Source organism: Hyphomonas sp. (assembly GCF_965284475.1).
In the GTDB taxonomy this organism is placed as follows: domain Bacteria; phylum Pseudomonadota; class Alphaproteobacteria; order Caulobacterales; family Hyphomonadaceae; genus Hyphomonas.
Window position 1 is genome coordinate 1,361,289 of record NZ_OZ260087.1, and the last position, 26,499, is coordinate 1,387,787.

Annotated in this window: 26 protein-coding genes; 6 read left to right on the forward strand and 20 right to left on the reverse strand. The window is 61.2% G+C overall.

Annotated features, from left to right (window positions below; genetic code table 11):
* Positions 1-184: 184 nt before the first annotated feature.
* The 3 genes from ACQ66M_RS06395 to ACQ66M_RS06405 all read left to right on the forward strand — a co-directional run bounded on the left by ACQ66M_RS06395 (position 185) and on the right by ACQ66M_RS06405 (position 2,981).
* A complete protein-coding gene (locus ACQ66M_RS06395) occupies positions 185-982 on the forward strand; it encodes a CAP domain-containing protein (RefSeq protein WP_430402609.1) in 798 nt (265 codons plus the stop codon).
* A 123-nt stretch (positions 983-1,105) separates the two neighbouring features.
* A complete protein-coding gene (gene udk / locus ACQ66M_RS06400; protein ID WP_350172835.1) occupies positions 1,106-1,795 on the forward strand; it encodes a uridine kinase in 690 nt (229 codons plus the stop codon).
* Between the two features lie 418 nt (positions 1,796-2,213).
* On the forward strand, positions 2,214-2,981 hold the full coding sequence (locus ACQ66M_RS06405; protein ID WP_350172837.1) for a CAP domain-containing protein: 768 nt from the start codon (positions 2,214-2,216) through the stop codon (positions 2,979-2,981).
* A 22-nt stretch (positions 2,982-3,003) separates the two neighbouring features.
* Here ACQ66M_RS06405 and ACQ66M_RS06410 read toward each other — a convergent pair whose 3' ends face one another.
* Positions 3,004-4,635: a glycosyltransferase family 39 protein gene (locus ACQ66M_RS06410; RefSeq protein WP_430402611.1), complete on the reverse strand. Its 1,632-nt coding sequence runs from the start codon at positions 4,633-4,635 to the stop codon at positions 3,004-3,006.
* A 90-nt stretch (positions 4,636-4,725) separates the two neighbouring features.
* The gene (locus ACQ66M_RS06415; RefSeq protein ID WP_430402613.1) at positions 4,726-5,541 is read right to left on the reverse strand and encodes an enoyl-ACP reductase FabI; all 816 of its coding nucleotides are present in this window, start codon (positions 5,539-5,541) and stop codon (positions 4,726-4,728) included.
* A gap of 197 nt (positions 5,542-5,738) precedes the next feature.
* Between ACQ66M_RS06415 and ACQ66M_RS06420 the strand changes: the two genes are divergently transcribed.
* Positions 5,739-6,710, forward strand: a complete 972-nt coding sequence (locus ACQ66M_RS06420; RefSeq protein ID WP_430402615.1) for an alpha/beta hydrolase family esterase — start codon at positions 5,739-5,741, stop codon at positions 6,708-6,710.
* Here the strand turns inward: ACQ66M_RS06420 and fabA are convergent.
* Together fabA and ACQ66M_RS06430 are read right to left on the reverse strand one after the other, a co-directional pair.
* A complete protein-coding gene (gene fabA / locus ACQ66M_RS06425; RefSeq protein ID WP_430402617.1) occupies positions 6,700-7,230 on the reverse strand; it encodes a bifunctional 3-hydroxydecanoyl-ACP dehydratase/trans-2-decenoyl-ACP isomerase in 531 nt (176 codons plus the stop codon). The genes ACQ66M_RS06420 and fabA overlap by 11 nt on opposite strands.
* A gap of 81 nt (positions 7,231-7,311) precedes the next feature.
* Positions 7,312-7,815 carry an SH3 domain-containing protein gene (locus tag ACQ66M_RS06430; RefSeq protein WP_350172847.1) on the reverse strand — a complete coding sequence of 168 codons (504 nt, stop codon included), beginning with the start codon at positions 7,813-7,815 and terminating at the stop codon, positions 7,312-7,314.
* 129 nt (positions 7,816-7,944) lie between these two features.
* Here ACQ66M_RS06430 and ACQ66M_RS06435 point away from each other — a divergent pair, with 129 nt between their 5' ends.
* Positions 7,945-8,931, forward strand: coding sequence for a 2-hydroxyacid dehydrogenase (locus tag ACQ66M_RS06435; protein WP_350172849.1), 987 nt, complete (start codon positions 7,945-7,947; stop codon positions 8,929-8,931).
* On the opposite strand, the gene ACQ66M_RS06440 is transcribed toward ACQ66M_RS06435, so the two are convergent.
* The 6 genes from ACQ66M_RS06440 to cysS all read right to left on the reverse strand — a co-directional run bounded on the left by ACQ66M_RS06440 (position 8,928) and on the right by cysS (position 15,845).
* Positions 8,928-9,740 carry a glycosyltransferase family 2 protein gene (locus ACQ66M_RS06440; RefSeq protein ID WP_350172851.1) on the reverse strand — a complete coding sequence of 271 codons (813 nt, stop codon included), beginning with the start codon at positions 9,738-9,740 and terminating at the stop codon, positions 8,928-8,930. The genes ACQ66M_RS06435 and ACQ66M_RS06440 overlap by 4 nt on opposite strands.
* Positions 9,737-10,981, reverse strand: coding sequence for an O-antigen ligase family protein (locus ACQ66M_RS06445; protein WP_350172853.1), 1,245 nt, complete (start codon positions 10,979-10,981; stop codon positions 9,737-9,739). Before ACQ66M_RS06445 ends, ACQ66M_RS06440 begins: the two co-directional genes overlap by 4 nt.
* A gap of 46 nt (positions 10,982-11,027) precedes the next feature.
* On the reverse strand, positions 11,028-12,998 hold the full coding sequence (gene thrS, locus ACQ66M_RS06450) for a threonine--tRNA ligase (protein WP_350172855.1): 1,971 nt from the start codon (positions 12,996-12,998) through the stop codon (positions 11,028-11,030).
* Positions 12,999-13,285: 287 nt separating this feature from the next.
* Positions 13,286-13,621: a membrane protein insertion efficiency factor YidD gene (yidD, locus tag ACQ66M_RS06455; protein WP_430402619.1), complete on the reverse strand. Its 336-nt coding sequence runs from the start codon at positions 13,619-13,621 to the stop codon at positions 13,286-13,288.
* 2 nt (positions 13,622-13,623) lie between these two features.
* On the reverse strand, positions 13,624-14,082 hold the full coding sequence (locus ACQ66M_RS06460) for an iron-sulfur cluster assembly scaffold protein (RefSeq protein WP_350172859.1): 459 nt from the start codon (positions 14,080-14,082) through the stop codon (positions 13,624-13,626).
* 377 nt (positions 14,083-14,459) lie between these two features.
* A complete protein-coding gene (gene cysS / locus ACQ66M_RS06465) occupies positions 14,460-15,845 on the reverse strand; it encodes a cysteine--tRNA ligase (RefSeq protein WP_430402621.1) in 1,386 nt (461 codons plus the stop codon).
* A gap of 369 nt (positions 15,846-16,214) precedes the next feature.
* Between cysS and folE the strand changes: the two genes are divergently transcribed.
* Entirely contained in the window at positions 16,215-16,829 is a 615-nt protein-coding gene (gene folE, locus ACQ66M_RS06470) for a GTP cyclohydrolase I FolE (RefSeq protein ID WP_350174122.1), read from the forward strand.
* 22 nt (positions 16,830-16,851) lie between these two features.
* On the opposite strand, the gene ACQ66M_RS06475 is transcribed toward folE, so the two are convergent.
* From ACQ66M_RS06475 to ACQ66M_RS06520, 10 genes are all read right to left on the reverse strand, one after another.
* On the reverse strand, positions 16,852-17,580 hold the full coding sequence (locus tag ACQ66M_RS06475) for an HAD family hydrolase (RefSeq protein WP_430402623.1): 729 nt from the start codon (positions 17,578-17,580) through the stop codon (positions 16,852-16,854).
* Positions 17,577-18,506 carry an aminotransferase class IV gene (locus ACQ66M_RS06480; protein WP_430402625.1) on the reverse strand — a complete coding sequence of 310 codons (930 nt, stop codon included), beginning with the start codon at positions 18,504-18,506 and terminating at the stop codon, positions 17,577-17,579. The genes ACQ66M_RS06475 and ACQ66M_RS06480 overlap by 4 nt, the downstream gene beginning before the upstream one ends.
* Positions 18,503-19,276, reverse strand: a complete 774-nt coding sequence (locus ACQ66M_RS06485; RefSeq protein ID WP_430402627.1) for an alpha/beta hydrolase — start codon at positions 19,274-19,276, stop codon at positions 18,503-18,505. The genes ACQ66M_RS06480 and ACQ66M_RS06485 overlap by 4 nt, the downstream gene beginning before the upstream one ends.
* Positions 19,277-19,287: 11 nt before the next feature.
* On the reverse strand, positions 19,288-19,803 hold the full coding sequence (locus tag ACQ66M_RS06490; protein WP_350172867.1) for an RNA pyrophosphohydrolase: 516 nt from the start codon (positions 19,801-19,803) through the stop codon (positions 19,288-19,290).
* Positions 19,800-21,110, reverse strand: a complete 1,311-nt coding sequence (locus ACQ66M_RS06495; RefSeq protein ID WP_350172869.1) for a divergent polysaccharide deacetylase family protein — start codon at positions 21,108-21,110, stop codon at positions 19,800-19,802. The genes ACQ66M_RS06490 and ACQ66M_RS06495 overlap by 4 nt, the downstream gene beginning before the upstream one ends.
* A gap of 81 nt (positions 21,111-21,191) precedes the next feature.
* On the reverse strand, positions 21,192-22,514 hold the full coding sequence (locus ACQ66M_RS06500; protein WP_350172871.1) for a S41 family peptidase: 1,323 nt from the start codon (positions 22,512-22,514) through the stop codon (positions 21,192-21,194).
* A gap of 25 nt (positions 22,515-22,539) precedes the next feature.
* Positions 22,540-23,763, reverse strand: coding sequence for a murein hydrolase activator EnvC family protein (locus ACQ66M_RS06505; RefSeq protein ID WP_430402629.1), 1,224 nt, complete (start codon positions 23,761-23,763; stop codon positions 22,540-22,542).
* A gap of 36 nt (positions 23,764-23,799) precedes the next feature.
* On the reverse strand, positions 23,800-24,333 hold the full coding sequence (locus ACQ66M_RS06510; protein ID WP_430402631.1) for a hypothetical protein: 534 nt from the start codon (positions 24,331-24,333) through the stop codon (positions 23,800-23,802).
* A 2-nt stretch (positions 24,334-24,335) separates the two neighbouring features.
* Entirely contained in the window at positions 24,336-25,754 is a 1,419-nt protein-coding gene (locus tag ACQ66M_RS06515; RefSeq protein WP_430402632.1) for a M28 family peptidase, read from the reverse strand.
* A 77-nt stretch (positions 25,755-25,831) separates the two neighbouring features.
* The gene (locus tag ACQ66M_RS06520; RefSeq protein WP_430402634.1) at positions 25,832-26,452 is read right to left on the reverse strand and encodes a peroxiredoxin-like family protein; all 621 of its coding nucleotides are present in this window, start codon (positions 26,450-26,452) and stop codon (positions 25,832-25,834) included.
* Positions 26,453-26,499 lie beyond the last annotated feature (47 nt).

Genomic DNA, 26,499 nt, shown 5'->3' on the forward strand with positions numbered 1-26,499 from the left:
ACCTACATTTTCTTGTAGTTTTTAGATCTGGGCCGTCCCTTTGGGGCGGCCCTTTTTCTTTGCTGCAAGGCGCCGAATCTGTAGCTGTAAAAGCTACATCTTTCTGTAGTCGGATGAAATTTCGTTGACATGGAAGTGTCACGAAAGTATTGTGACAGTTATGTTACAGATACGTTACAGATTTATGTCACTGTCGGCGTTGGCCCTTGCGGCGCTCACATTGCCCGCAGCGGCAGTCTCCACTTGCAATCTCGCAGATGGCCTGTCGCTTGATCCTGCAGTCTTCAATCAGGAAGTCAGTGCCTGCTACGACAGCCAGAGCGATTCCAAATCGAATGCCCGGCTCGAAGGCCAGCTGATCGATGCCACAGACCGCATACGCGCCGACGACAGCAAGGCTGCGCTCACGCCCCTGGCATCGCTTGAACAAGCCGCCCGCATCCATGCAATGGATATGGCGGCCCGTGATTATGCCGGTCATGCAGATCCCGAAGGCCGCGGCCACCTTGAGCGCGTTCGCATGCTGGACCGCACTGTCCTGATCGGTGCAGCCGGCGCCAATATCGCAATTGTTGAAGGCACCCAGCATGATGCCGGCGCCGTGTTCGACGCCCTGCGCCGGGACCCCGTCAATTCCAGCAACATGACGCGAAGCGCCTTCACCCATACCGGCGTCGGCATCGCTGAAGCCAATGGGCGCACCTACATTGTCCAGCTTTTTGCCCGCGTCGACGGTCGTCTGGAAACCCCAATGCCCGTGCACGTGACCGGCAACGACAACATTCGCGCCACGTTCGAGGAGGCAGGACTTCAGCCAGTCGCATGGCGCCTGACGTCACCTGCCGGCGATACGATCGCGCGCGGGTATGGCTCCACGATGACCGGCTCTCTTCAACCTGGCCAACAGGCTTATCTCACCTTTGACGTTGCCCGGAACAATTCAGAGTTCTCGATACGCGGCCCGATCGTTACCGGCCGGTAGGCGCCGCAATTATCCCCTTATGTCTTGCCCGGCCCCCTTTTGGGGGCCGGGCGTTTCATTTTTACGACCAGTTCACGTCGCTATTGGTTGGAAGACCGGCGATTTTAGCGCTAAGCAGCGATCATGACGAAACGAAAATCTGCATTTCTCATCGCCATGTCCGGCGGGTCCGGATCCGGCAAGTCCACGCTGGCAGAAGCCCTGCTTGACCATCTAGGCTCCGACAAGGCCGTGATGTTTGGCGAGGACGCCTATTACCATCCGATGCGCCACTATGGCGAATACCAGACCGAAGCAGAGCGCAATGCCCTGGTTGCGGGCATCAATTATGATGATCCGAAATCGAAGGAGGCCGACCGCCTGGTAAAGGACGTTAAGGCGCTGAAGGCGGGCGAGCCGATCGACCAGCCGGTCTATGACTACGAACGCCATGACCGCAGCACAAGAACGCGGCGCATTGAGTCCGCGCCCGTCCTGATCCTGGAGGGCATTCATGCCCTCTCCTTTGCGAAGATCCATTCATTGATTGATCTGTCGGTTTATGTCGACACCCCAGATGATTTACGCCTGGCGCGCCGGATACGCCGCGATGTGACTGAACGCGGCCGGACGATCGAAAGCGTGCTGCAGCAATATCTCGGCACCGTACGGGCTGCGCATTACCAGTGGACCTATCCTGCCAAGTTCGAGGCCGACCTCGTCATCGCTGATGAAGGCTTACCGGCCTACGGAAATGTCCGCCCGACGGGTGAGGCAATTGAGCGAATGATTGCGCCTGTGCTGGCGCGCCTGCAAACGGCCGGCGCAATCTGAACTTCACCCTTGCTGCCAGCAGGTAATGGCAATGACGCTTCAAGCGACCGGCTGTGGAGCAACGTCCGCAGGGGCAGTCATGCCCTGAGGGGCCATGTGCGCGCGAAGGCCGCTGAAAAGGTGCCGCAGGGCTGCGCCCGTGCCGCGTTGCACCGGCTGACCCGGAGCGTGAAGATTTCGGACGTCGCTGATCTTTCGGCCTGCACCGAAGCAGACATGATCCAAAACGCTCGCGACGCCCGGTTCTTCTTGAATGGATGGTCGTATGGATACGGTACGAATGAACGGCGGGCAGACGCATGCGTCTGTAACTGTTGTATTCATCTTTCCGGACGTATGCTCCCATTCCATGAGATTACGCGCGCTGTTTCTTGCCCTTGGACTGCCTCTAGCGTCTCTTCCGGCGTTTGCCTGCAATATGGACTTGCTCCAACGCGGCGCGGCAGTGGCGGACTATGTCGAGACGGTGCTCCCCTGCCTTTCCACCTTGCCGGAAGGCCATGAGTTCGACCAGCGCATGGAACTGGAATTCCTGGACCTTATCAACCAGGCCAGGGCGTTTGAGGGGCTGGCGCCCGTGGCATTGCGGGCCGAGCTGCGCGACGCCGCCCGCTTCCACAGTCTCGACATGGCATACAATGACTTCTTCGGCCATGACGGGCCGGACGGGCGCAATCCCAAGGACCGTATTCTCGCCTTCGACCGGCGGGCCCTGTTCAAGTATTCATCCGAGAATGTCGCCATGATCGAAGCGATACGCGGACGATGGGACTTCGAGCGCAAGGCTGTGCCAAGGCTACATGGTAACCTGATGGACAGCCCCAGCCACCGGGCGAACATATTGAGCCCCAAGGCAACCCATGTTGCGCTGGGTGTCGTGCAGACGAAGACAGGCGTCTGGGTAACACAACTATTCATGGACCTGTCTGCCAACCTGCCGGGCGATATGCCGCTCCGCCTGCAGGCCGGACAGGCCATTCTTGAGCGACCCGAGATTGCGGGCTGGATGTTCCATGGTTACGAACTGCATACCACGGATGGAACCTATATACCGATCGGAAGGGGTGTGCCGCGGACGGTGAAGGGGGAGGCCGAGCTGGCAGCGCATGCCCGCCAGCCGGGCGACTCACCAGGCAAGTTCTATGTCATCCGCTTCATGGGCCCGGCAGTGACAGTCGGCGGATGAGGCGGCGGCCCGGTAACGCCACTTACTCTTCGCGAACATAAAGCGTGACCCAGGTGTGGGGCATTGCCATGATCTGGAAGGGAGGCGCACCCTCATCGATCAGGCGCTCAGACTGTAACGTGAAGCCGAGTTGCGTTAGGCCAGATTCGATCTCTGCCATGTCCCGGTCGGCGCAGAAGGGCCGCATGAATACCAGCTTGTCAGATTGTCCGAATGCGCCGTCAAATCCGCCATCGACAAGCAGCCTGCCACCCACAAAGGCGTCAATTTCCTGGGAGGTTGCAACGGAGTACCGGCGCATCGACATGCGAGCGGCCTGCCAGTATTCAGGGCCTGCGAAATGCACCAGGCCGCCGCGCTGATAGAGATATATCTTGGCCTGAGGTCGTGCATACCAGGCCGCCGCAGTCGACATGTCGATACAGTTCAGAATCGGGGCGTCTCCATAGCCTGACCCGTCGAGATACCTGTAGGCGGCCTTGTAGTTTTCGGGCTTGATCGGATAAGCAAGTTGATGGGCCGTCGAGGCGAGGCTGGCAGACAGGATAATTGCGGCGATTCCCAAGACCAGTCTTTTCCGGCGGATGCCATCAAGCCCAATTCCTGCGGCCATACAGACGCCGAGTGCTGAGGGAATGAGGGTCCGCACGGAAATCAGGGGACGATCGAAGCTCAGAACAAAAAGGGCGAGCGGATAGGCCATCACGAGTCCCGCGAGCGTCAGGCTGAAAGCCTTCCGCCCACTGATCCATGTGCGAAGGATTCCCCAGCAAGCCAGGGCATAGAGAACCAGTACAAGCAGGTTACCGACGAACCCGAGACCGGGAAAACCCGTCATGGTATTATAGTACCACAGCGACGTGATTACCGAGGGAGGCTGGTGAAGGCCTGTAAAGCCAAAGAAGCCAGGGATCAGGAGGGTCCACGGAAGTATCAGGACAAAGAGCACAAGGTTCCTGAACAGCCAGCTGCGGGCAAAGGCCTTGCCCCCGCCTGCCATCAACCCACCCGCAAGCGCGGCGAAACCTATAAGGCCCATGGCCAGAAGGCCAATGACTTGCGTATAGATCGCGATGGCACCACCAACGACATACAGCGCGGCATAGACCCTCGGAGCATGTCGGCCCGGCTCGGCCTGGCCCACACCGCCCCAGGTGGCAAGCGCCAGCCCGAACAGGACAAGCGCGTACATGCGGACCTCCTGGCTGTAATAGGTGTGGCCTGTGGACAGGGCGAGCAGCAGGCCCGCAATGATGGCTGCCCGCAGCGAGACCAGGTCACGCAGCGCGGCCATCACCACATAGACAGTTGCCACCCCGATCAGGGCCGCCGGGATGCGGGCCATCGCGGGATCCGGGAACATGGCCTGCCAGACATGCTGGACCAGGAAGAAGAGGGGCGGATGATTGTCGAGTTGTTCGAACAGAATTGCCTCGATGGGCAGTTCCGCGAGACCGACGGCGATCGCCTCGTCCATCCACAGGGATGGTGTATTGACGTGCCACAGGCGCAGCGTAAGCGCGATCAGGGATATGACGAAGAAGGCCAGCCTCTGCGCCGCGATATTATTCGCCGCGCGGTTGCGCCATCCCAATCGCGTCTTGTCCCAAACCGGCACGACATGTGCATCCCTAAAACTCAGAGATACTTTCATAGCAAGGAATTGGCCAGCGCACGATTTGTTGTTGAATGCGAGTTCCCGGCAAATCAAAGGTGAACGGCAATCGGGCAGTGAGCGGCTGTATCAATCCTCCGGCAGGTCAGGTACGCCAACCACATGGAAGCCCGCATCGACGTGGATCACTTCACCTGCGATCGAGCGGCCGAGCGGGGAGAGCAGGTAGAGTGCGCAACCGGCAACACCTTCCATGCTCGTATCTTCCTTCAGCAGAGACCAGTCGCGACCAGTGCCCATCAGGCTCTTGCCGCCCCGGATTCCGGCCAGCGACAGCGTGCGCATGGCGCCCGCCGAGATCGCATTGACGCGGATGCCCTGCGGCCCGAGATCGCGCGCCGCATAGCGGGTCGACGCCTCAAGCGCCGCCTTGGCCACGCCCATCACGTTATAGGAGGGAACGGTCCGTTCCGCACCGAGATAGGTCATGCACATGATCGACCCGCCATCTGGCATCAGCTCAGCACCGCGACGGGCACAATCGATGAAGGAATAGACCGAGATATCCATAGCCCGCCGGAAACCCTCACGCGTCGTATTGGCGACCATCGAACCCTGCAGCTCATCCTTTCCCGCAAAAGCGATCGAATGGACGAGAAAGTCGATCTTGCCCCATTTGGCTTTGATTTCGGCAAACGCTGCATCCATGCTGGAATCATCGGTCACATCCGCCGGGATCATCAACTCCATGCCGATGCTTTCGACCAGCGGCCGCACCCGGCGTTCCAGTGTCTCGCCCTGGTAGGTAAAGGCAATCTCAGCGCCCTGTGCCGCCAGTTGCTTAGAAATGCCCCAGGCGATTGAGTTCTGGTTGGCAACGCCCATCACGATGCCGCGCTTGCCCTTCATCAGGTCACCTGCCGGCAGGTTCCAGTCTTCAGCCATGGGGCAATTCCTCTCTGTTTTCTCGAACAGAACGGCTAGGCAGGACCACGCGCCACGTCAACCTATTCTGACCGCCGCCAGCACCCCAGACACGCGCGGAACGGAGCAAAGTCCGACGAAATTTCGGCACCAGCGACGGAATTGCACCATGCTCGCGTTGAACGCTCAAACGCCCGCACAAGGCTCCGGAGGATGCGATGACCCTGCCTGTTTCCCGCCTCGCCAGACTGGCCCTTGGCGCTGCTTTGGTCACAAGCCTCATAGCCTGCGCATCAGCCGACGCCGGTCCGTTCCGGGACAGGGACGGGCTCACACAGGGCGAAGTATCCTCCGGCGCCACCCTGCGGTCCTACGAAATGTACAGGCCAGACGGGTTGAAGGGGCCGTCGCCGCTCGTGATCATGCTGCATGGTGGAGGCGGCAACGGGAAGAACGGGGTGAAGATGACCGGCTTCAACGCACTCGCCGTCACCCATGGTTTTACGGTTGTCTATCCTGACGGATCCGGGCGTGGACGGTTTCTCACCTGGAATGCCGGCCATTGCTGCCAGTATGCGATGGAGGAAGGCATTGACGATATCGGCTTCCTGTCGGACCTGATCGACGTTCTCGTCGTCAGGGGCATCGCCGATCCGGATCGTGTCTATGTCACCGGCATGTCAAACGGTGCGATGATGTCTCACAGGGCCGGAAGGGAACTGTCCGGCAAGATTGCCGCCATCGCGCCCGTGGTCGGTGCGGTCTTCGGGGACGAGAAGCCTGCCGCGCTGCCCGTGCCGGCGCTGATCATCACCGGTGCGAAAGATGAGAACGTGCCGGCTGCCGGTGGCAACGGCACGTTCAAACGGCGCATAACCAAACCGCCCAATGACATGCCCTACGCCCCGGCCGGGGCCGCCTTTGACTACTGGATGGCATCCAATGGCTGCCCGGGCGAAACACGGCCGAAGACGGTGACTGATGTTTACACGCTGCGCCGTGGCGCAGGCTGCAAGTCGCCGGTGCAATGGTATGAGATCATCCATGGCGCCCACGCCTGGCCCGGCGGGAGCAAGGGTTCCAGACGGGGTGACGCGCCAGTCGAGGATTTTGACGCGAGCCAGGTGATCTGGGAGTTTTTCGAGTCTCAGTCACGTTCCATAACCGGCAGGGGTCAGCCTAGCCGTTGATATTTTTCAGGCCGACTTTCATGTCGAGCGCAGTGTAGACATGCTCACCGTCGACATAGACCCGGCCATCGGCGATGCCGAGATTGAGCCTGCCGCGGCGCACGCGCTTCATGTCGATAACATATTTCACGAGTTTCTTGTCCGGCGTGATCTCGCCGGTAAATCTCACCTCGCCAACGCCCAGTGCGCGTCCCTTGCCCGGGCTCCCTGACCAGCCGAGCCAGTAACCGACGATCTGCCACATGGCGTCGAGGCCAAGGCAGCCAGGCATCACCGGATCGCCCGGGAAGTGGCACGCGAAGAACCAGAGGTCCGGCGTAATATCGAGTTCGCCAATCACATGGCCCTTGCCGAATTCGCCACCGTCCATGCTGATTTCCGTGATCCGGTCCATCATGAGCATTGGCGGAGCCGGCAATTGCGCATTGCCCGGCCCGAAATAGCCGCCCTTGCCGGACTCGAGCAGGTCTGCCTTGGTATAGCTGGATTTCGGGGTGTGAAAATCATGCGGTCCGGACATGGTCGGGGTCTCCTGGAATTGCGCGTAGCCGCCTAACCACAGTGACCGGCCCGGCTTGTCAACCGCCTGACCCATCCGGATTTACAGACCAGCTTCACCTGTGTCGGCGCCCCAAAGCGTCTCGCGGGGTGCCCAGCCATCGAAACCCTGCACTTCAAGGGCGCACCATGCCACGCGGCACGCGCCAAGCTCGACCAGTACCCCCGCCTCCAGTGAGGCGACGACAGGGCTGGCCGCATCAGGGGCCTCGTGCAGCATCGTGGCCGATTGCAGCATGGCTGCGGCACCCGCCTCCAGCATGCGCGCATGCACCCAGACTTCATCACCTGACGGGTCACGCACGCGCCGCCAGTCCTGGCTTTCCTTGATAATCAGCAATGGCAGGCCCTTGCGCTCGTACCGCCAGACGACCGGATGCTCGCGGCTGGGTCCGGACCGCCCGTTCACGGCGGCAAATTTAAGGGTTTCAAAGCGCGGCACCGCCTTGCCGGAAAACTGGCTGATGCGTGTAACCTGCGGACGCTCGGCTGCCGCAAGGCCGCCAAACGCCAGGATTCCGGAGACAATAAGGGGTGCCCATTTCATGTGCAGATTGCCAGACGCGCTGTTGAGGTCGTACCCTGCCACATCCAGATGAATCGCGCGTAAAACAACAGGCGTTGGCGTTCCGGCAACGCTCTGCTAAGCCCGATGGGAGACATGCAGAGGGGCCACATGCCAACCAAGAAACTCAAGATCGTCGTGACCCGGAAACTGCCCGCTCCTGTCGAGCTACGGATGAAGGAACTGTTCGACACACGCCTCAATCAGGACGATCATGCCTTTAGCCATGAAGAATTGGTCGAAGCCGTCCAGACCGCTGACGTGCTCGTACCGACCGTGACTGACCGCATCGACAGCAGCGTGCTCGCCCGGGCCGGCGACCAGTTGCGTCTCATTGCCCAGTTCGGCGCCGGGGTCGACAATATCGACGTCCAGAGCGCGGTTCAGCGCGGCATAACCGTCACCAATACACCGGGCGTGCTGACGGACGACACGGCAGACGTGACGATGGCGCTCATCCTTGCTGTCCCCCGGCGCCTGCACGAAGGCGCTCAGGTCATGGACCAGGGACGTTTCGACGGCTGGACACCAACCTGGATGATGGGGCGGCGGCTGGCCGGCAAACGCCTCGGCATCATCGGCATGGGCCGGATCGGCCAGGCCGTGGCCCGCCGTGCCAAGGCCTTCGGGCTGCAGGTCCACTACCACAATCGCAAACCCGTCAGCCCGCGCACCGAAGAACTCCTCGAAGCTACCTATTGGGACAGCCTGGACCAGATGCTGGCCCGCATGGATATCGTGTCCATCAACTGCCCCCATACGCCAGCCACGTTCCACCTCATGAATGCCCGCCGCATCGACCTCCTGAAGCCGGAAGCCTTCCTGATCAACACGGCCCGCGGCGAAGTGATCGACGAAGCAGCCCTTGCGCGTGCCCTCAAGTCGGGCAAGCTGGCCGGCGCCGGGCTCGATGTCTTCGAACGCGAACCTGCCGTAAATGAAGAACTGCTCGGCCTGCCGAACGTCCTGCTCCTGCCGCACATGGGCTCGGCCACGATCGAAGGCCGCACGGAAATGGGCGAGAAAGTCATCATCAATATCAAGACCTTCGCTGACGGGCACCGCCCGCCTGACCGCGTGATCCCTGCAATCCTCTAAGCGCGTAGCCTGAGCGCAAGTCCGAAGAGTGGCGCCGCCAGCGCCACCACCGCTTTCTCGGCGGGCCCGCTGGCGAACTTGCGGAAATAGCGCACCAGGCTCCTGGCCTTGTGGGCCTGTACGACGGCAGATGGCGCATCCGATGTCGATCCGTAATGAAGCGCCCCAGCGCGCGGCTGGTAGATGACATTGCCTCCCGCTGCGAGCACGCGCCGGCAAAGGTCTACATCCTCGACATGCAGGAAATAAGCCTCGTCGAATCCGCCGATCCGGTGGAAAGCTGTCCGGTTCATCAGGAAGAAAGCGCCCGATACCGCGCCGACCTCGACCGGTCCAACCGGGGCAGGGTCTGACTCCAGTGTCCACTTGCCAAGGCCCAGCGCCCGCCAGATGGTCAGCGTGTTGCGACGGCACCCGCGTTCTTCATGTCCGCGTACATCGAAAATCCTGCCCCCGACGAGCGCCGGGTCGTCTGCGCCTTCAGCGGCCGCCAGCAACGGGCCAACGGACCCCCGCCGGATCACCGCATCCGGGTTGATAACCAGCAGAAACATGCTCAACGCAGTCGCAGCGCCCTGATTGACCGCCGCGCCAAAGCCCGGATTGTCGCCCGACCGGATCAGCCGCGCCTTGTCCGTGCGGGCAACGAACCCATCCAGCCAGACCTCGGCATCGGGCGGATTGCCATTGTCCACCACAATGATCTCCGACACGTCAGGATCAGATTTAAGGGCGTACAGGCACTCATGCAGGCGCGGGCCGGTATGGTACGACACGACGATCGCCGAAACCGTCGCCTGCCCACTCATAGCGATGCCCTGTTGCGGCGCGACAGGAGGATGATCGCGCACACGGCAAGGACCACGCTGGCCCAGAAGGAATCGTTCCAGACGCTATATGAAAAGCTGAACAGGCTCGCCACCACGCCGACCAGTCCGGCAATCGCATACCTGACATCCGGGCGCAGCGTCTTTGGCATCGGCAGGCGGAATGCAATGACAACCAGTGTCAGCCCTGCCAGCACCGCGCCAACCACGCCGGTCTCGGCCCAGATTTGCAGCGCCATATTGTGCGGATGCCCCGGAACCACCGGATAGGCGGCCCAGAAGTCCGGGAGCTGAGACAGCCACGCGGGATGATCGGAATAGGTATCACGCCAGGTCTTCGACGCGGCCACACCATGACCGGTCAGCGGCTTTTCGACCGCCTTGCCGATGACCAGCTCCCATGACCATGCACGCGACTGGAATGAAGCCGGCAAATGGATGCCCATTGTCCGCATCGTGCTGATAGCCGCGCCGATCAGGACAGGCGCCGCTGCGACATAACCGGCCATCAGGCTGATCAGCCAGCGATAGCCCGTTTTCGGTGCCAGCCAGACGATAAAGCTCGCCAAAAGCATGAACAGGACGCCGATCAGCGCCGAATCCGAACCATTGAGCATCACAATGATGGCCGTCGCCACCACAATACCCCCTGCAACGCCCTTCCAGCGCCAGCCGGGGCGCACCCCGACATAGGCGACAAGAATTGGCAACACGATCAGGAATGCGTTCGCGTTGCGCGCGATATTCTGAAAGCCGTTGGCCTGTTCCATCGGGTCAGCGCCATAGACCATCGCCACCACCTGATGCCCGAATACCGCGCTGATCGCCAGAATCAGCCCCTGCACCGCAAACGCCCCAAGCATGACCCGCGTAGATACCTGCACCGTTCCGCTGGCAATGCGCAGTGCAGCGGCCACAGCAAGCATGCCAAACAGGGCCGTCAGCACAATACGCATGCTGGCCGCACGGATCGCGAAATTCCCTTCCAGGAGGTTCCCGGAAATCAGCCCGCGCGTTGCCGGCGACCAGGTCTCGCTGATCGCCGCCCAGCACACGAAGGCCAGCGCCATCAGGGCATAGATGGCGGGCGGCATTTTCGGTCGCGCCAGCGCCAGTGCCGGCAATGCAGTGACCGCCAGCAACGGCCCATAACCCTGGGCACCCAGCAGCCCGATAACAGGCCAGAGCACGAAGGCAGCGGCAAGAATGGGCGCGTAGGACATGGCCCGCACTCTGTCGCCAACCTCCGGACTTGTCACCAGACCTTGCTCACTCAGCGCGTTTGAGATCTGGCGCGAGCGCTTCCTGCACCAGGGTCACACATGCCTCGTCCAGGCCCATCATCTGCTGGCCCTGGCTGCCAAGGCGGCGCAGCGCCAGTGTGCGCTCCTCGGCCTCCCGGCCGCCCACGACGGCAATGATGGGCACCTTCTGCACGGAATGTTCGCGGACCTTGTAATTGATCTTCTCATTGCGAAGATCCGTCTCGACCCGCAGCCCCGCCTTGCGCAAAGCAGCGGCCGCTTCGAGCGCATAATCATTGGCCGCATCTGTGATCGCCGCCACGACAACCTGCACCGGTGACAGCCACAGCGGAAACGCCCCGGCATAGTTCTCGATCAGGATGCCCATGAAACGCTCGAACGTGCCGAAAACGGCGCGGTGCAGCATGACCGGGCGGTGCTTGGCGCCGTCAGACCCCGTATACTCCGCGTCAAGGCGGTCTGGCAGCACATAGTCGAGCTGGAACGTGCCGCATTGCCATGTCCGGCCAATCGCATCTGTGAGGTGGAATTCCAGTTTCGGACCGTAGAATGCGCCTTCGCCTTCGGCGATCTCGAATGCCATCCCAGCCGCCGTCAGCGCATCGGACAGCGCCTTTTCGGCACGCTCCCATGTCTCGTCCGATCCGGCCCGCATCTCAGGGCGCGTCGCCAGCTTGTAGGAAATCTCCGACAGGCCGAAATCCCCGTAGACGCGCTCGAACAGCTGCAAGAAACGCAGCGTCTCGTCGGCGATCTGGTCTTCGCGGCAGAAAATATGTGCGTCATCCTGCGTCATCTGGCGGACACGCATCAGACCATGCAGGGCGCCGTGGGCCTCGTTGCGGTGGCAACAGCCAAACTCGGCCATGCGGATAGGCAGGTCGCGATAGGACCGCTGCCCGTTCTTGAATATCTGCACATGCGCCGGGCAGTTCATCGGCTTGAGCGCCATCAGGTCGCTATCGCCCGTCAGGATGGGGCCGTCTTCTTCCGTTGAGGGGATCTCGTCAGGCACGACAAACATGTTCTCACGGAATTTCGACCAGTGCCCTGACTGTTCCCAGAATACCGAGTTGAGCAATTGCGGCGTCTTCACCTCGACATAGCCGTCTGCGTCCTGCTGGCGGCGGATATAGGCCTCCAGCTGGCGCCAGATCATGAAGCCCTTCGGATGCCAGAAGACAGACCCCTGCGCTTCCGGCTGGAAGTGGAACAGGTCCAGCGCTGCACCGACCTTGCGATGGTCGCGCTTCTCGGCTTCTTCCAGGCGTTCCAGATGGGCCTTCAGGTCCTTTTCGTTGCCCCAGGCCGTCCCGTACATGCGCTGCAGCATCTCGTTCTTCGAGTCGCCGCGCCAATAGGCACCCGCCAGCTTCATCAGCTTGAAGGCCTTGGGAAGCTTGCCCGTCGATGGCAGGTGCGGCCCACGGCACAGGTCGAACCAGTCACCCTGACGATAAAGCGTAATCGCTTCGCCCGGCGGGATGATATCGTCGATGATCTGCGCCTTGTAGTCTTCGCCGATCTTCCTGAACATCGAGATGGCCTCGTCCTTCTCCCAGACTTCGCGGACGATCGGATAGTCGGCATCGACAATCTCGCGCATTTTCGCTTCGATCCTGTCGAAATCCTCCGTCGAGAAGGGCGTTTCGCGGGCAAAGTCATAGTAGAACCCGTCGTCGATCACCGGGCCGATCGTGACTTGCGTGTCGGGATACAGGGCCTGAACCGCCTGGGCCAGAACGTGCGCCGCGTCGTGGCGGATCAGATCGAGGCTTTCGGCGTCATTCGGCGTAACGATCTCCACGCGCGCATCGCCGTCCAGCGGGCGCATGAGGTCACGCAATTCGCCGTCGACACGGGCGGCGATCGCCTTCTTGGCAAGGGAGTTTGAAATGGAACTGGCGACGTCGAACGGGCTCGCGCCCTCGGCAAATTCTCGCACCGATCCATCGGGCAGGGATACTTTGATCATGTTTCAGTCTTCTTCAGCGGTCTGGCGCACGGGGCGCGGCAAAGTCTTGTCCGGAAAGGCCTGCCTGCGGCGGTCTGCTTAACGCGACTTCGCCGAAAATCCCACCCCAATTGCGGGGCAGATTGCATCAGGCCGGGCGGCCGGGTCGAAGGGATTTTTTTGCGGGTGCATGAATCTCAGGCGCGCGAGTGGCACCGCCTGCGGGGTATCATGCACCCCGGCGGGTTCGCGTGGTCAGGCCGCTGGGCAGCCGCAGACGGATCGAACATGTCATCGGCGGGCTTATCTCACGCTTCCGGAGGGTTTTCAACTTGTTGCTCGGGCAAAGGTCGGCCGCCCGATTTCCAGTCGCCATAGAGCCAGGGCTGCCATACAGGCACGTCTGGCTTTGAGGCTGGCGCAGGATCATGCCCGAAACTGCCGCCGGGCCTGCACCGGATAAATCGGGCAAAGGCCATCCAGCCACCTGCCCACCAGCCATGACGGGCGACGCATTCTGCACCATACTCGCTGCAGGATGGCTTGTGCTGGCACCGGGCACCGGCGGTATAGAATATCCAGGAAAAGCTGAGCTTGTAGACACGCAGCAGGCCATAGACAGCCTTTCGGCGAATCCCGGCCATCGTCAGCCTGCTATCGCAGTTGCAAGACCACGCGCCACACGTGCCCGCTCAATGGCTGCCACGGCTGCTTCAAAGGCCAGAAGCGTACTTGTATGGCGCGGAGGATAATCAGCGACGGGCTGCAGGTGGCGCAGCTCCCAGAACCGGCCTTCGGGTGGCGGGCCGCCCTCTTTCAGCATCTTCTTCATGGCGTTTCGCGCTGCGATGACTTCATCAACCGATGCCCCGACCGCATATTCCGCCAGGATTGCGGTGGCGGCCTGCCCCAGTGCGCATGCCTTCGGGTCCACAGCGATCGCCTTTATGTGATCTCCGGCTGCATCCAGGATGATTTCAACATTTACGGTCGATCCGCACACGCGCGAAACCTTCAGCACCGAAGCCTCGGCGCCGTCGAGGGTGCCGAGATGCGGAATGCTGGCCGCCAGTTCCAGGACACGGTTGTGGTAAAGGTCGCTCATTGCCCGCAAAGATGGACCGGGCCCGGCCCATTCGCAAGCCGGTGCATCAGGCGCGGGCAAAAAAGAGGCCGTCCTCGATCAAGGGAAAGAGAACGGCCCGAGAGAGATGGGTGCATTGAAACGGGGTTCTAATCCCGAGGACTGATTGATCCCATGCGCTGCCATGGAGGGTCAATTTAACGATCAGACAGAAACCCTTCTGCGCGCAAAAAAAATGGTCTCCCGACGGATCGGAAGACCAGAGTTGGATGATTACCGCTCGGCCCGGATTGATGACAACCAGGCCCGGTCGGGAGGTGGAACGCGCTTTTTACACACGACAGGCCGAAGATCACGTTCGCACCCGCATGCGAATTTTGACAAAATTTGGTGTGTTCCTACACCCGGCGCCAGGTGGACCCGGACGGCCCGTCCATTATCTCGATACCTTCAGCCGCCAGCGCATCGCGAATCCGGTCCGCTTCGGCCCAGTCACGTGCCGATCGCGCATCGACCCGGGCCTGCACGAGGCCATCAATGCGGGCATTCTCATCGGCATCCGCGCCCTGTTCCCAATCCTTGGGCGTCTTGGTCAGCAGGCCCAGCAGTGCGCCCGCTGCCAGCAGGTTCGCCCGGGCGTTCGCCATCGCGTCATGATCCTTTTGATCGGCCGCCGTATTGGCTTCGCTCGCAAGACGAGACAATTCGGCCAGCGCTTCGGGCGTATTGAGGTCATCAGACAGTGCCTTGAGCACCCCCCTGTCACGGGCGTCACCGCCCTCTTCACCCCACACGCGCCGCAATGCGCCGTACAACCGGTCGAGCGTGGTCTTGGCTTGCTTGAGCAAGTCCTCATTCCAGTCCAGCGCCGCGCGATAATGCCCGCTCAGCATGGCAAACCGCACCACTTCGCCCGGCCACGCCTTCAGCAGGTCATGCACGAGAACGACATTGCCGAGCGATTTCGACATCTTCTCACCGCCCATGTCGAGAAAGCCATTGTGCATCCAGTAATTGGCCATCACCTGGCCATGGGCGCATTCGGACTGGGCAATCTCGTTCTCATGGTGCGGAAACTGCAGGTCGACCCCCCCGCCATGAATATCGATCGTCTTGCCAAGGTGTTTTGCCGCCATGGCCGAGCACTCGACGTGCCAGCCGGGCCGGCCCCGGCCCCACGGGCTGTCCCATATCGCATCGTCCGGTTCGCCCGGCTTGGCGAATTTCCACAGCGCGAAATCAGCGGGGTCGCGCTTGTCGGAATCAATTTCGACCCGCGCACCTGCTTCATTGTCTTCCTGCTTGCGCCCGGACAGCTTGCCGTAATCCGGCATCGAACCGACCGCGAACCACACGCCCTGTTTGCCGACATAAGCATATTTCTTGCGCACCAGTTTCTCGATCATCCCGATCATTTCCGGCACGTGCGCCGTAGCCCAGGGCTCGATTGTGGGCGGTGCGACGTTTAGCGCAGCGGCGTCATCATTGTAGATCTTCGCAAATTTCTGCGCGATCGCCGCGATCGGCTCGCCAGTCTCCAGAGAAGCGGTAATGAGCTTGTCTTCGATATCGGTGATATTGCGCGCATACACGATGGCACTGGCGCCATACTGGCTGGCCAGGACCCGTCGCAGCACGTCAAACACGATGGGCGGACGGGCATTGCCGATATGGGCGTAATTGTACGGTGTGGGACCGCAGACATAGAGCGTGATGCGGGCCGGATCCTGCGGTTCAAATACGCGTTTCGCGCGCTGTGCTGTATCATAAATACGAAGAGTCATGGAAAATCGGGCTCGAACGGGGACAATGGAACGGAAATGGCCCTTCTGGATGGGCGAGATGCCCTGATGGGCGCTTGTTGCCTTAACAACAACAGCCTTTAGGCAATGTGAAAACGTGCCGGTTCATATCCATACTGGCGCCATTATCACCCGGTCGCATGCCGGGCAATGAAATATCCGACATCCGTTTACTCGGCGTCACCGTAGAAATCTCTGGAAACAGCGCAATCTCGCGCCTATCTTCAACTTTATCGCCCTGAGGGTATCAACTCGGGCGGGCGTTAAGTCCGGGCAGGGGGCCATCCGGTTTCCCAGACCAAGCCTCGGCTCGACCTCCGTCCCTCAGTCGAAGGACACTTCAACATGGCCATGGACGCCATCACTCCCAAGAACGACATGTCTCGCGGAGAACCCCTGGTTCGCCCCACTGTGCAGGAGGCTGAAGAAGCCGTACGCACGCTCATTGCATGGGCGGGAGACGATCCACGCCGCGAAGGCCTGCTCGACACGCCCAAGCGCGTCGTCAATGCCTACAAGGAGTGGTTTGCCGGCTATGACGAAGATCCGGTCAAATACCTCTCACGCACCTTCGAGGATGTTCAGGGCTATGACGACATCGTCATCCTGCGCAATATCGACGTGGAGAGCCATTGCGAGCACCATATGGCGCCTTTCCTCGGCAAGGCGTTCGTCGCCTACAAGCCATCTGACGCCGTCGTTGGCATATCCAAGCTCGCCCGCGTGGTCGAGATTTTTGCCAAGCGCCTTCAGACGCAGGAAACGATGACGGCCCAGATCTGTGATGCAATCACTGAAAGCCTTGCGCCAATGGGTACGGCCGTCCTGATTGAAGCCGTCCATGAGTGCATGTCGACACGCGGCGTGCACCACAAGGACGTCACCACGATCACGACCCAGTTCACCGGCGTGTTCAAATCCGACGCTGACCTGCGCAACCGGTTCCTGCGCGCTGCCAATCAATAGGCGCATCGGGACAGAAGCGGCGTCAGACGTGATACTGAAGGAGGCGCTCGTAAATCGCGAGCGCCTCCTTTTCTGTTTCGGCATCCTCACCGTTTAAGGCTGGCAAGGGCCCCGGCGCGTCGCCGAAACCTTCGGACGTCCAGACGGCATCATACCAGTGCGGCGCCCATGCGCCATCTTCAGGCTTTGGGCCGGGCTTCCAGGACAGCATGTCCTCATCCCATGGAATCTCAAGTGCGCCGCAAAGACGCGTGAGGACCATACGCGGATCGGCAAGAATACGGTCTGAATCGATCACCGGTGGTACCTTGCCGGTGCGCGAGCGCATCTCGTCGAACAGCCGGGCCTGCTGGGGAAACCCGATGGCATTCAGGCTCACATCATCCATTTTCCGGGCGTAGGACGCAATCACCCGAGCCGGGTGCCGGATGAGAAACACATGGCGACATTGCGCAGCCCAGTCGAGCGGGAATTCCGGCAGCATGTGATGCGTCATGTGCTTCTGGAATTGCACGGTGGCGGCATCCGGCAGCGGGGCGAGCAGGCGTTCCGCCACGCCGCGCGGATCGTTCGGCTGGCTCGCCAAAATCTCCGCCTGCATGGGATGGGTCTCGCCCGCTGCAACCAGCCAGGCCGCATAAAACGGCTCGTCCACGGCGGCGCAATCGGCCCGCGCGCCGAAACTGCGCATCATCGTGGTCGACATGTTGCGCGGACCTGACCACATGGCAATCCTGCGGGCCGGCATCATGAGATCGGCGTCAGGCTGCTGGCGGCAAGCTGCCTGTAAAGCGTGCTGATGCGCTGGCTCATTGGGCCACCAACATGGTCGATCGTCCGCCCATCGACTTCACGCACCGGCGTCAGCCCCGCAAACGTGCCCGTGATAAAGGCCTCGTCAGCCGAATAGACATCAAACAGCGAGAAGCGCTTCTCCAGGACCGGGATACCAGCCTCGCGACAGACCCGGATGATGTTCCCGCGCGTGATCCCGCCAAGGCAATAGTCGGGGGGACTGGTCCACACTTCGCCATCCCGCACGATGAAGAAGTGCGTCGAGTTGCAGGTCGCGACAAAGCCGTCCGCATCCAGCATCAAGGCTTCGTCGGCACCGGCCTTGTCGGCCTGGATGCACGCCAGGATGCAGTTGAGTTTCGAGTGGGAATTCAGTTTCTGGTCCTGCTCGGCCGGGCCCGTGCGTCGCTGGTGAACCGTGAAAAGGGTCACACCCCTGGCAAGGATTTCCGGCACCGGCGTCTTGTATTCCGGAATGATCACGATGGTCGGCTTGCCAATGGTGAAGCGCGGCCCCTGATAGGGCGTTTTCTTGATCCCGCGGGTCACCATCAAACGGATATGCACGCCGTCCGTCATGCCATTGGCTTTCAGGCAGCCCATCAGGCGCGCTGTCAATTCGTCCTTTGTCAGACCGATATCCATGTCGATCGTCTTGGCGCCGGCATAGAGACGCTTGAGATGCTCTGGCAGGAAAGCGACGCCGCCATTGGACACGCGCAGGCCCTCCCACACGCCGTCACCTAAAATGTAGCCGCTGTCGAACACCGACACGACTGCAGCGTCCCGGTGTTTCATCTCGCCATTCACCGAGATCAGCACATCTGCATTTCGCGGATCGGCGACATAGTCATGAACGCCGTGGGCTTCTTCCTCGATCACACATGTTCTCCAAAGGGTTGTTCCAGCCATTCGACAATATCGGCCACAACCGCGTCTGTCCCCGGTTCGTCGACAATCCAGTGCGCATTGTCGGGATATTCAAAGAAATCACCGGGCACTGGCGCGCGGGCATATTTTTGGCCGACCTTGCGGACGGCCCGCGCCAGTGTCGCACGGTCCTGCGACGCGGCAATCGTGAGTGTGGGGATCGTGACCAGTCCCTCGTCGACCTCAACGCCGTCATTGAGGTCGCCATAGACCTTGCCGGAATCAAAGCGCGCCCGGGCATAGATATCCTCATGGCGGCGCCTTGGAACACAGTTCAGGACACCAAACCTGAAACCGGACCGCCAGACCTTGTAGGCCCGCTTGCGGTTGCGTGTCAGGATGATGTTCAGGAATGTATAGATGACGGACAGGCCGATTTCCGCACATTCCTTTGGCTGGGCCGGAGTCAGGAACACGGCCTGCGAAACCACGCCCTTCTCGGCCATGGACTGGGCGATCAGCCCGCCCATGGAATGTCCAATGACTGCAGGTTTGGCGCCCGTATCCGTCTCGATTTTGCGGGCAGCCTCCACCATGGCAGCAACATAGTCGTCGAAACCCAGGTCCGGCAGCGTCACTGGCGGGTTGTCGGGCGTCCGCTGGTCCGGGAAAAGCGTTGGCGCCTCGCAATGCCAGCCTGCAGCTTCAAACCCGGGACGCATGCGGTCCCAGACGTCGCCACCGCACCCGACGCCGTGAATCATCAATAGCGATTTCGGCATTCAGTCCTCCGTCAGCCCTGCGCGATCTTGCCGCCATGCACAGGTTCGGTCCAGCGTTCAAACCGCTGCACCACTTCGGAATAGACGAGACGCTTGAACGGGACAACCAGTGCGGGGGTTTCTTCCAGCGGGGCCCAGCGCCAGGCGTCGAACTCCGGGGTATGCCGGTCGAGACGGACATCGCTGTCAGATCCCTTGAAGCGGAACGCAAACCATTTCTGGCGCTGGCCGATATACGGTCCCGGCAGGCGCTTTTTCAGGTCAGGCGGGAAGTCATAATACAGCCAGTCTTCGGTCTCCTCGAGTACATCGACCAGCTTTTCGGGGACACCGATCTCTTCTTCCAGTTCGCGGAGTGCGCCATCACGGGCCGATTCGCCCTTGTCGACACCACCTTGCGGCATCTGCCATTGGAAGGCACCGCGGCCATTGATGCGTCGGCCAATAAAAACATGACCCGCTTTCGAAAAAAGAGCGAGCCCGACATTGGGACGATAGCGTTCAGGATCGACGATAGATGTTTTCACCCCGCAGGGTTTACAGGAGCCTTTGCGGTGCTGCCAGTACTGTTGCGATCATCATTGACGAATTCCGCAGGCGTGGTGCCAACCAGTGCCGAAACCGGCGCGAGGAGAATGCCCTTCCGGCTGAGTTCGCTCGTCCATATCTTCGCCATTTCAATGGTAATCGGAAACGCATAGCCTGCCCCCATTGCCGCGCCGGTTTGCTTGGCCCGCGTCTCAAGCTCCAGAAGTTGAAGATTGATGTCGTCGGCGGTCAGTTTGGTGTCGATGGGCGAGGATGCCTTGACGTAGCGCACACGAGTCGCATCCGCGATCGCGTCGAAACTCGCCTCTTCCAGGCTGCCATCCTCGACCAGGGCTACGCCACGGTCGCTCAGCGCCTGCAGCACGGGGCGCACCGCCTCTGCGTCACTCGAGAATTTTGCGCCCTGATAATTGATCACGCCGAAATAGCCTGACGCGCGACCCAGCAATGTGTTGAGACGCGATACATTGACCGACGCATCCCTGCCGGAAAGCAGCGTCTGAGGGTGCATTTTCATACGCCCATAATCGAAATTCTCCATCGGCAGCTCAATCAGCACCTCATGGCCCGACGCACGCGCGCGGTTGATCCAGTACTGCAGGCGCTGGGCATCCGGCGCGAAGGATAGCGTCACTTCGGGCGGAAGTTCCTCGATGGCCGATTTCGTATGCGTGGCATTGATGCCAAGGCCGCCAACCACGAGCGATACAACCGGCTGCTGACCCGGATTGGCGAAGGGGCGCGCATAGGCGTCTGCCGGCGCGCGGCCATCGGGTGCGACGCGCGGCAGGCGCAGACCATTGACCGTTTCCGACAAGCCCGAGATCGGCGCGGTGTCCAGCGATACGATCGCCGTCACTTCCCCGTAGGATTCACCCGGCTTGACCAGCTTGCCATTGATCCTCACGCCAACGCCTTCGGCGTCAGCCACAGCATCATCCGAAGGACCACCTGTACCGGTTACACCCGTGGCTTCAGAATAATCGACACCAAGGCTGGGTTCTTCGCCGCCATCAACTTCCGGATAGCCATCATCTCCCAGCGCAGCCATAATGGCCTGATCTGTTCCGTCGGTCTTCAGACGGGTCTTCAGTGTCGGCCTGGCTTCGTCCACCACGTCAAACAGTGCGAGCTGCTGGCGTGGACCAGCCGCTGACGGGTCTCCGGAGAACTGGATGCCTGCGCCCAGTGCTCCCGCCAATCCACCGAACACCAGCAGGCTCATGCCTGCATGGACAATTCCGGTGCGAAGGGGAGACGGCTCAGCGTCCCTCCGATATGGCATGCGGCGACCTCATGTAATCAACAAATTGGATCCTGAACGACCGAGAATGCGGCAATCTGGTTAACAGACTACAAACACAGCTTAACCTGCACGGCGGAATGTGCTGGCAGTTACAGTCCCTTCCCGCAGCATGTCGACTGCGCGCTCCAACTGGTAATCCTCACCCTCATATGCCTCGGGTGGCTGTTCATCCGGCATCGTCATCTCATGTCGCATTTCGCCGTCTTCATTGGCAAGGGCATGCGGCAGGTCAGCTTCGGACCAGCGCTTGATCCTTGCCAGTTCTTCCTCTGTCAGGCGCGTCTGGGTGATCTCGATATCAGGATCGATGCCCAAGGCCTGGATCGAGCGTCCGGATGGCGTGTAGTAACGCGCCGTCGTCAGGCGGATGGCCCCGCGATCGGCGCCAAGCGGGATAACGGTCTGGACCGATCCCTTGCCGAAACTGGTTGTTCCGATAATCGTCGCCCGGCCACGGTCTTTCAGGGCACCGGCCACGATTTCCGACGCGGACGCCGAACCGCCATTGATCAGCACGATGATCGGCACGCCCTTGAACACCTCGCCTGTGCGGGCATTGTAACGCTCGATGTCACTCGGACGGCGGCCCTGCGTCGAGACGACCTCCCCGCCCGACAGGAACAGGTCGGAAACGGAAACGGCCTGGTCGAGCAATCCGCCACCATTGTTGCGCAGATCGATAATCAGGCCCTTCGGACGGTTGCCTGTCGCCTTGGAGATGCCTTCGATACCCTCTTCGAGCAGCAGCGTGGTGCGCTCGTTGAAACTGGATATCCTGAGATAGCCGATATCGTTCTTCTGCATTTTCCATGTGACGGATTTCTGTTCGATCACTTCACGCGTCAGCGTCACATCGAACGGGTCTTCTCCGGCGCGCAGGATCGTGATCACGATATCCGTTCCCGTTTCACCGCGCATTTCCTTCACGGCATCATTCAGCGTCTGGCCGATGATCGGCGCGCCATTGATGGCCGTGATCAGGTCGCCACTCTGGATGCCGGCGCGACTGGCAGGTGTATTGTCCATTGGCGAGATGACTTTGACGAAACCGTCTTCCATCGTCACTTCGATGCCCAGGCCGCCATACTCACCGGATGTCTGCACCTGCATCGAGCGGAAATCATCTGGGTTGAGATAGCCGGAATGCGGGTCCAGCGACGTCAGCATGCCATTGATCGCGGATTCCATCGCAGCCTTTTCGTCGACTTCCACGACATAGTCCTGACGGGCACGGGCGAGGATTTCGGCGAACAGCTCCAGCTGCTGATAGGTAACCATCCGCGGATCGGCCGGCTTCTCCTGGGGCCATGCGAAGGCGGAAAATCCAACCGCTGCGCCACCCAGTACAATCCCGAGCGCGGCGCCTGTCAGCAGTGAACGCATATTCCAATCCTCCATCATCGTGACCTCATTTGCCACTCGGCAACCATTGTGCCGGATTCATGACCTTGTCGCCAAGCCTTAATTCCATATTCAGCTGCGGCGCGGGTTCAGCGCGGTCCGGCATGCGCCCGACCGGTTCATTCGCAGAAACTGTCTGGCCTTCAGTGACATAGATCCGGCTCATGCCAGTCAGAATAACATGGTATCCGTCACTTGTGCGCAAAATTAACATTGATCCATAGCTGCGAAATGGCCGCGCATACTCGACCTTTCCGCCAATCGGCGCCACAACCTGGGCCGCCTGCCGGGTTGCAAACGTGATCCATTCTGTCTTGCCGCCGGTCGGCATCTTGTCGCCGAATCCATGGATCACATTGCCCGCAGTCGGCTGGACGAGCGCGCCAAGCGCCGCCACACCCAATGGCCGCGATGTCGGTGTACGCTGAACTGTCGGTGCCGGCAGCTTTGGACGCGATGTCGCTGTTGTCGCTGACGCCAGCTTCGGCCTCAGTACGGGCTTCATGCCCGGAGCCGCTGGTGCAGCCGATTCAAGCGCTGCCAGCAGTTCGCGCAGCGTCTCGGCCTTCTGTCCCAGCGTGTCGGCGCGCTGGCGCAACACGTCGATATCCCCGGCAATGTCCTCGAAGCTGCCGCGCTTGGCTGCCGCCAGGCGTTCAATCTCCACACGCTTGACCGCAAGTGTCGCTTCTGCTGCCTCCAGCCTGGCCCGCTCGCCCCGGATCTGGCGTTCAAGCAGGTTCAGTTCGTCGATTTCTCCGGACAGGTCACTGGCGCGTGATGCCAGTCGCGGAGTGGTCTGGCTCATCAGGATCGCCCGGCGAACCGCCATGTTCGCCTTGCCCGGTGAAACGATCAGTGCGGGCGGCTTGCGGCGGTTGGACGCCGCCAATGCCGCCAACAGGTCTTCCAGCGCCTGCCGGTCGACCAGCAAGTCTTCCTGGGCCACGGCGCGGCGTGTGCCCAGATCGATCAGCGCCTTCTCCGAGGCGACAGCCTCTTCTTCACGGCGCCGGGATTCCATGGCGGCGGAGATCAGCTTGCTGTCGATCTGGCGCAGGTCCATTTCGGTCTCATCACCTGCCGCCTGCAGCGCCTCCAATCGGGTGACAGCGGCCTGACGTTCGGCCTCCAGCGCGTCGAGCTCCTCACGCGTGAACGTCGCCGGGGCTGCCGCGATCAGGGCAAAGGCGGCACAGGACAATAGAATTGGGCGAAGGACGGGGCGCATGACCTCCATACATGCCATGCTTGCATGACCTGGATATTAACCGTGCTCGGCCAGTCGTCGTTCGACCCGTGCCATTTCATCAGAGATCAGCGCACAAACAAGGAGGTGATGCGACGCGTCGAAAGCGGGGTGCGCCAGCAGCACGTGCCGGACGACGTCCAATACCTTCCGGCACCCCTTCGCCACCCCTTCCCCCTCACTCACCCCCAGCCCGTGCACCACAGTATTGCGATAGGCCACAAGATGCTCAATCTGGCGAACCACCGATCCCGGCATCTCCACGCGCTCGGGCCCATTCAGGTACTCGGCCGATCTCGCCCGGCGCAGCAAAAGCGACACAGGGGCAAACCGCTCGGAACCTGATGGGTCTTCTACGTCCGCGTCCAGCGCAGTCTCATAGCCACTCAGGGCCGCCACGAGCGCGCCCTGCAGGGCGATCACCATGCCAACGGCTGCCCAGCGCCATCGCGCACCATCCTCGCCCACGCCCGATAGTTCCCGCTGCACCATGCGCAGCGATTCATGCACGGAATCCAGACTGGCGGCGATGCGACCCGCGCGGCTCGGCATGCCTACTGGTCGTAAGTCTCGGGTGAGGCGGCCTTGCGGAAATCCCAGTCCGTTGCGGCCGCAAGATAGGTCAGCGCTGCATAGGCTGCGACGTTCTGCCGGAACGCGTCGGGCTCAATCTTGTCAAACGTGTCATCCGGCGTGTGGTGCAGGTCAAAATAGTCCGTTCCATCCTGATCCGGCTCCAGGACCGGCACGCCTGACGCATGAAGGGCCATGATGTCGGGGCCACCCCTTGCGCTGTTATCCCCCGGAATGATCCCGAGCGGTGCCACGACACTTTGCATGGCCGCGGCATAATCCAGTGCGCCATCTCCGAAGCCGCTTGTCAGCCGCCAGATACGGCCGGCGCCGAAGTCGCTTTCCGCAGCCAGCACATGCTTGTCCAGTTCGTCAGCATGAGCCGTTGCATAGGCGCGCCCGCCGAACAGCCCCACTTCCTCAGACCCGTAAAGCACGACCCGGATCGTGCGCCTTGGCTTCTGCGGCAATTTCTGGATCAGGTTGGCCGCGGCAACCACGATTCCGCAGCCGGCTGCATCATCAATAGCGCCAGTGCCCAGATCCCAGCTGTCGAGATGGCAGCCAATCAGGACGATCTCACCCTCGCTGCCCGTGCCAGCCACTTCGGCGATCACATTGCCCGACGCCGCCGACTCGGCCGACTTCACCTGAATGTCGAGGTTCACCGTGACCGAACCGCGCTCAAGCAAGCGCGCCAGCTGGTCGGCATCAGGCGGAGACAGCGCAGCGGCCGGCAAGGCACCGAGCGCGCCCTTGCGCATCATGCCGCCTGTATGAGGCATCCGGTGTTGCTGCGTACCGACGGAGCGGATGAGGCACGCAACCGCGCCGACGGCTGCTGCCGCCTCTGCACATCCCCCGCGCTTGGCAACGGCTGCGCCATAGCCTGATCCGTCCTGGCTACGCACCATGCGCTCATCAATGAACGCGATCTTGCCCGTCAGGAAGTCAGCCGGCGCCGCCTTCAGGTCCGCGAGACTTGTAAAGCGCACGATCTCGGCCTCAACGCCGCCTCTGGGCGTCGACTTCGATCCGCCCAGCGCGGTAATGAGCAGATTCTGCGGGTTCGGCCCCACGACTGAGGCGGACTCGCTCACCCGCTCCCAGTAAGGCAGGCTGAAATCTTCGATATAGGCCTGCTGGAAGTTCAGGTCCTTCAGCTTGATCATGGCCCATTGCCGGGCCCGCCATTCCGCATCAGAACCGGCAAGCCTCGGACCGATCTCAGTCGTCAGGCTTTCGGTGAATTCGAGCCCGACATCATCCTTCAGACCTGCTTTCATCAATGCTTCGGCCTGCGAGCGGATGTCGGGGTCCAGTACGTCGGCCTTGTCGGCAGTCGCAGGCATCACGGTGACGAACGCTGCGAGCGCAAACGGGGTCAGGGTTCTCAACATGGCTTCATCTCCGGCTGTTTCCTGCCGGCACGCTAAGCCACCCCGCCGCACCATGGAAGGGCGGCGGTCCTGAATACCTACAGCCCCTCGGCCGTCTCGATCACCAGATCGATGGCAGGGCGATTCTTGTAACCATCCTCGCGAAGCGTCTTCTCGATCCTGCCATCCGCGCCAATGAACATGATCGCCGGATGCGGAATGCCTTCATAGCGCGAACCGGGCTTCATATCCGTGTTCAGCAGGTTGAACGCCTTGATTGCGGTGGATCCGCGATCGGACAGCAGCGCATATGACAGGTCCTTTTCGGCCTTGAACGCCGCCAATGTCTCAACAGGATCATAAGACACCCCCACCAGTGTCCAGCCGGCTTCAGCGAGTGGCCCGGCAGCCGCCTCAAGATCCGTCAGCTGCTTCTTGCAATAGGGACACCAGTCGGCCGACCGCACGAAGGCAACGACCGAGCCCCTGGTTCCCGCCAGGGCTTCGAATGTCTGGGTCGTGCCGGTCGTATCGACGAGTGTGACGGACGGTGCCTGGACACCATCGGCAAGCCCGATCACGAGCGCCTGCGCCATTGTCGCGGTCGCCTTCTCTGCTTCAACCGATTTCGTATGCAGCTCGCTATCCGTCATTTCCTGCGCGACCGTGGCGGCAGGCAGGAGGGCAATGACGGAGGCGAGGGAAAGGGTGCGTATCACGTAAAGTCTCCTTGAGCGGTTGACCTGCCAGGCTATCGGCAAAATAC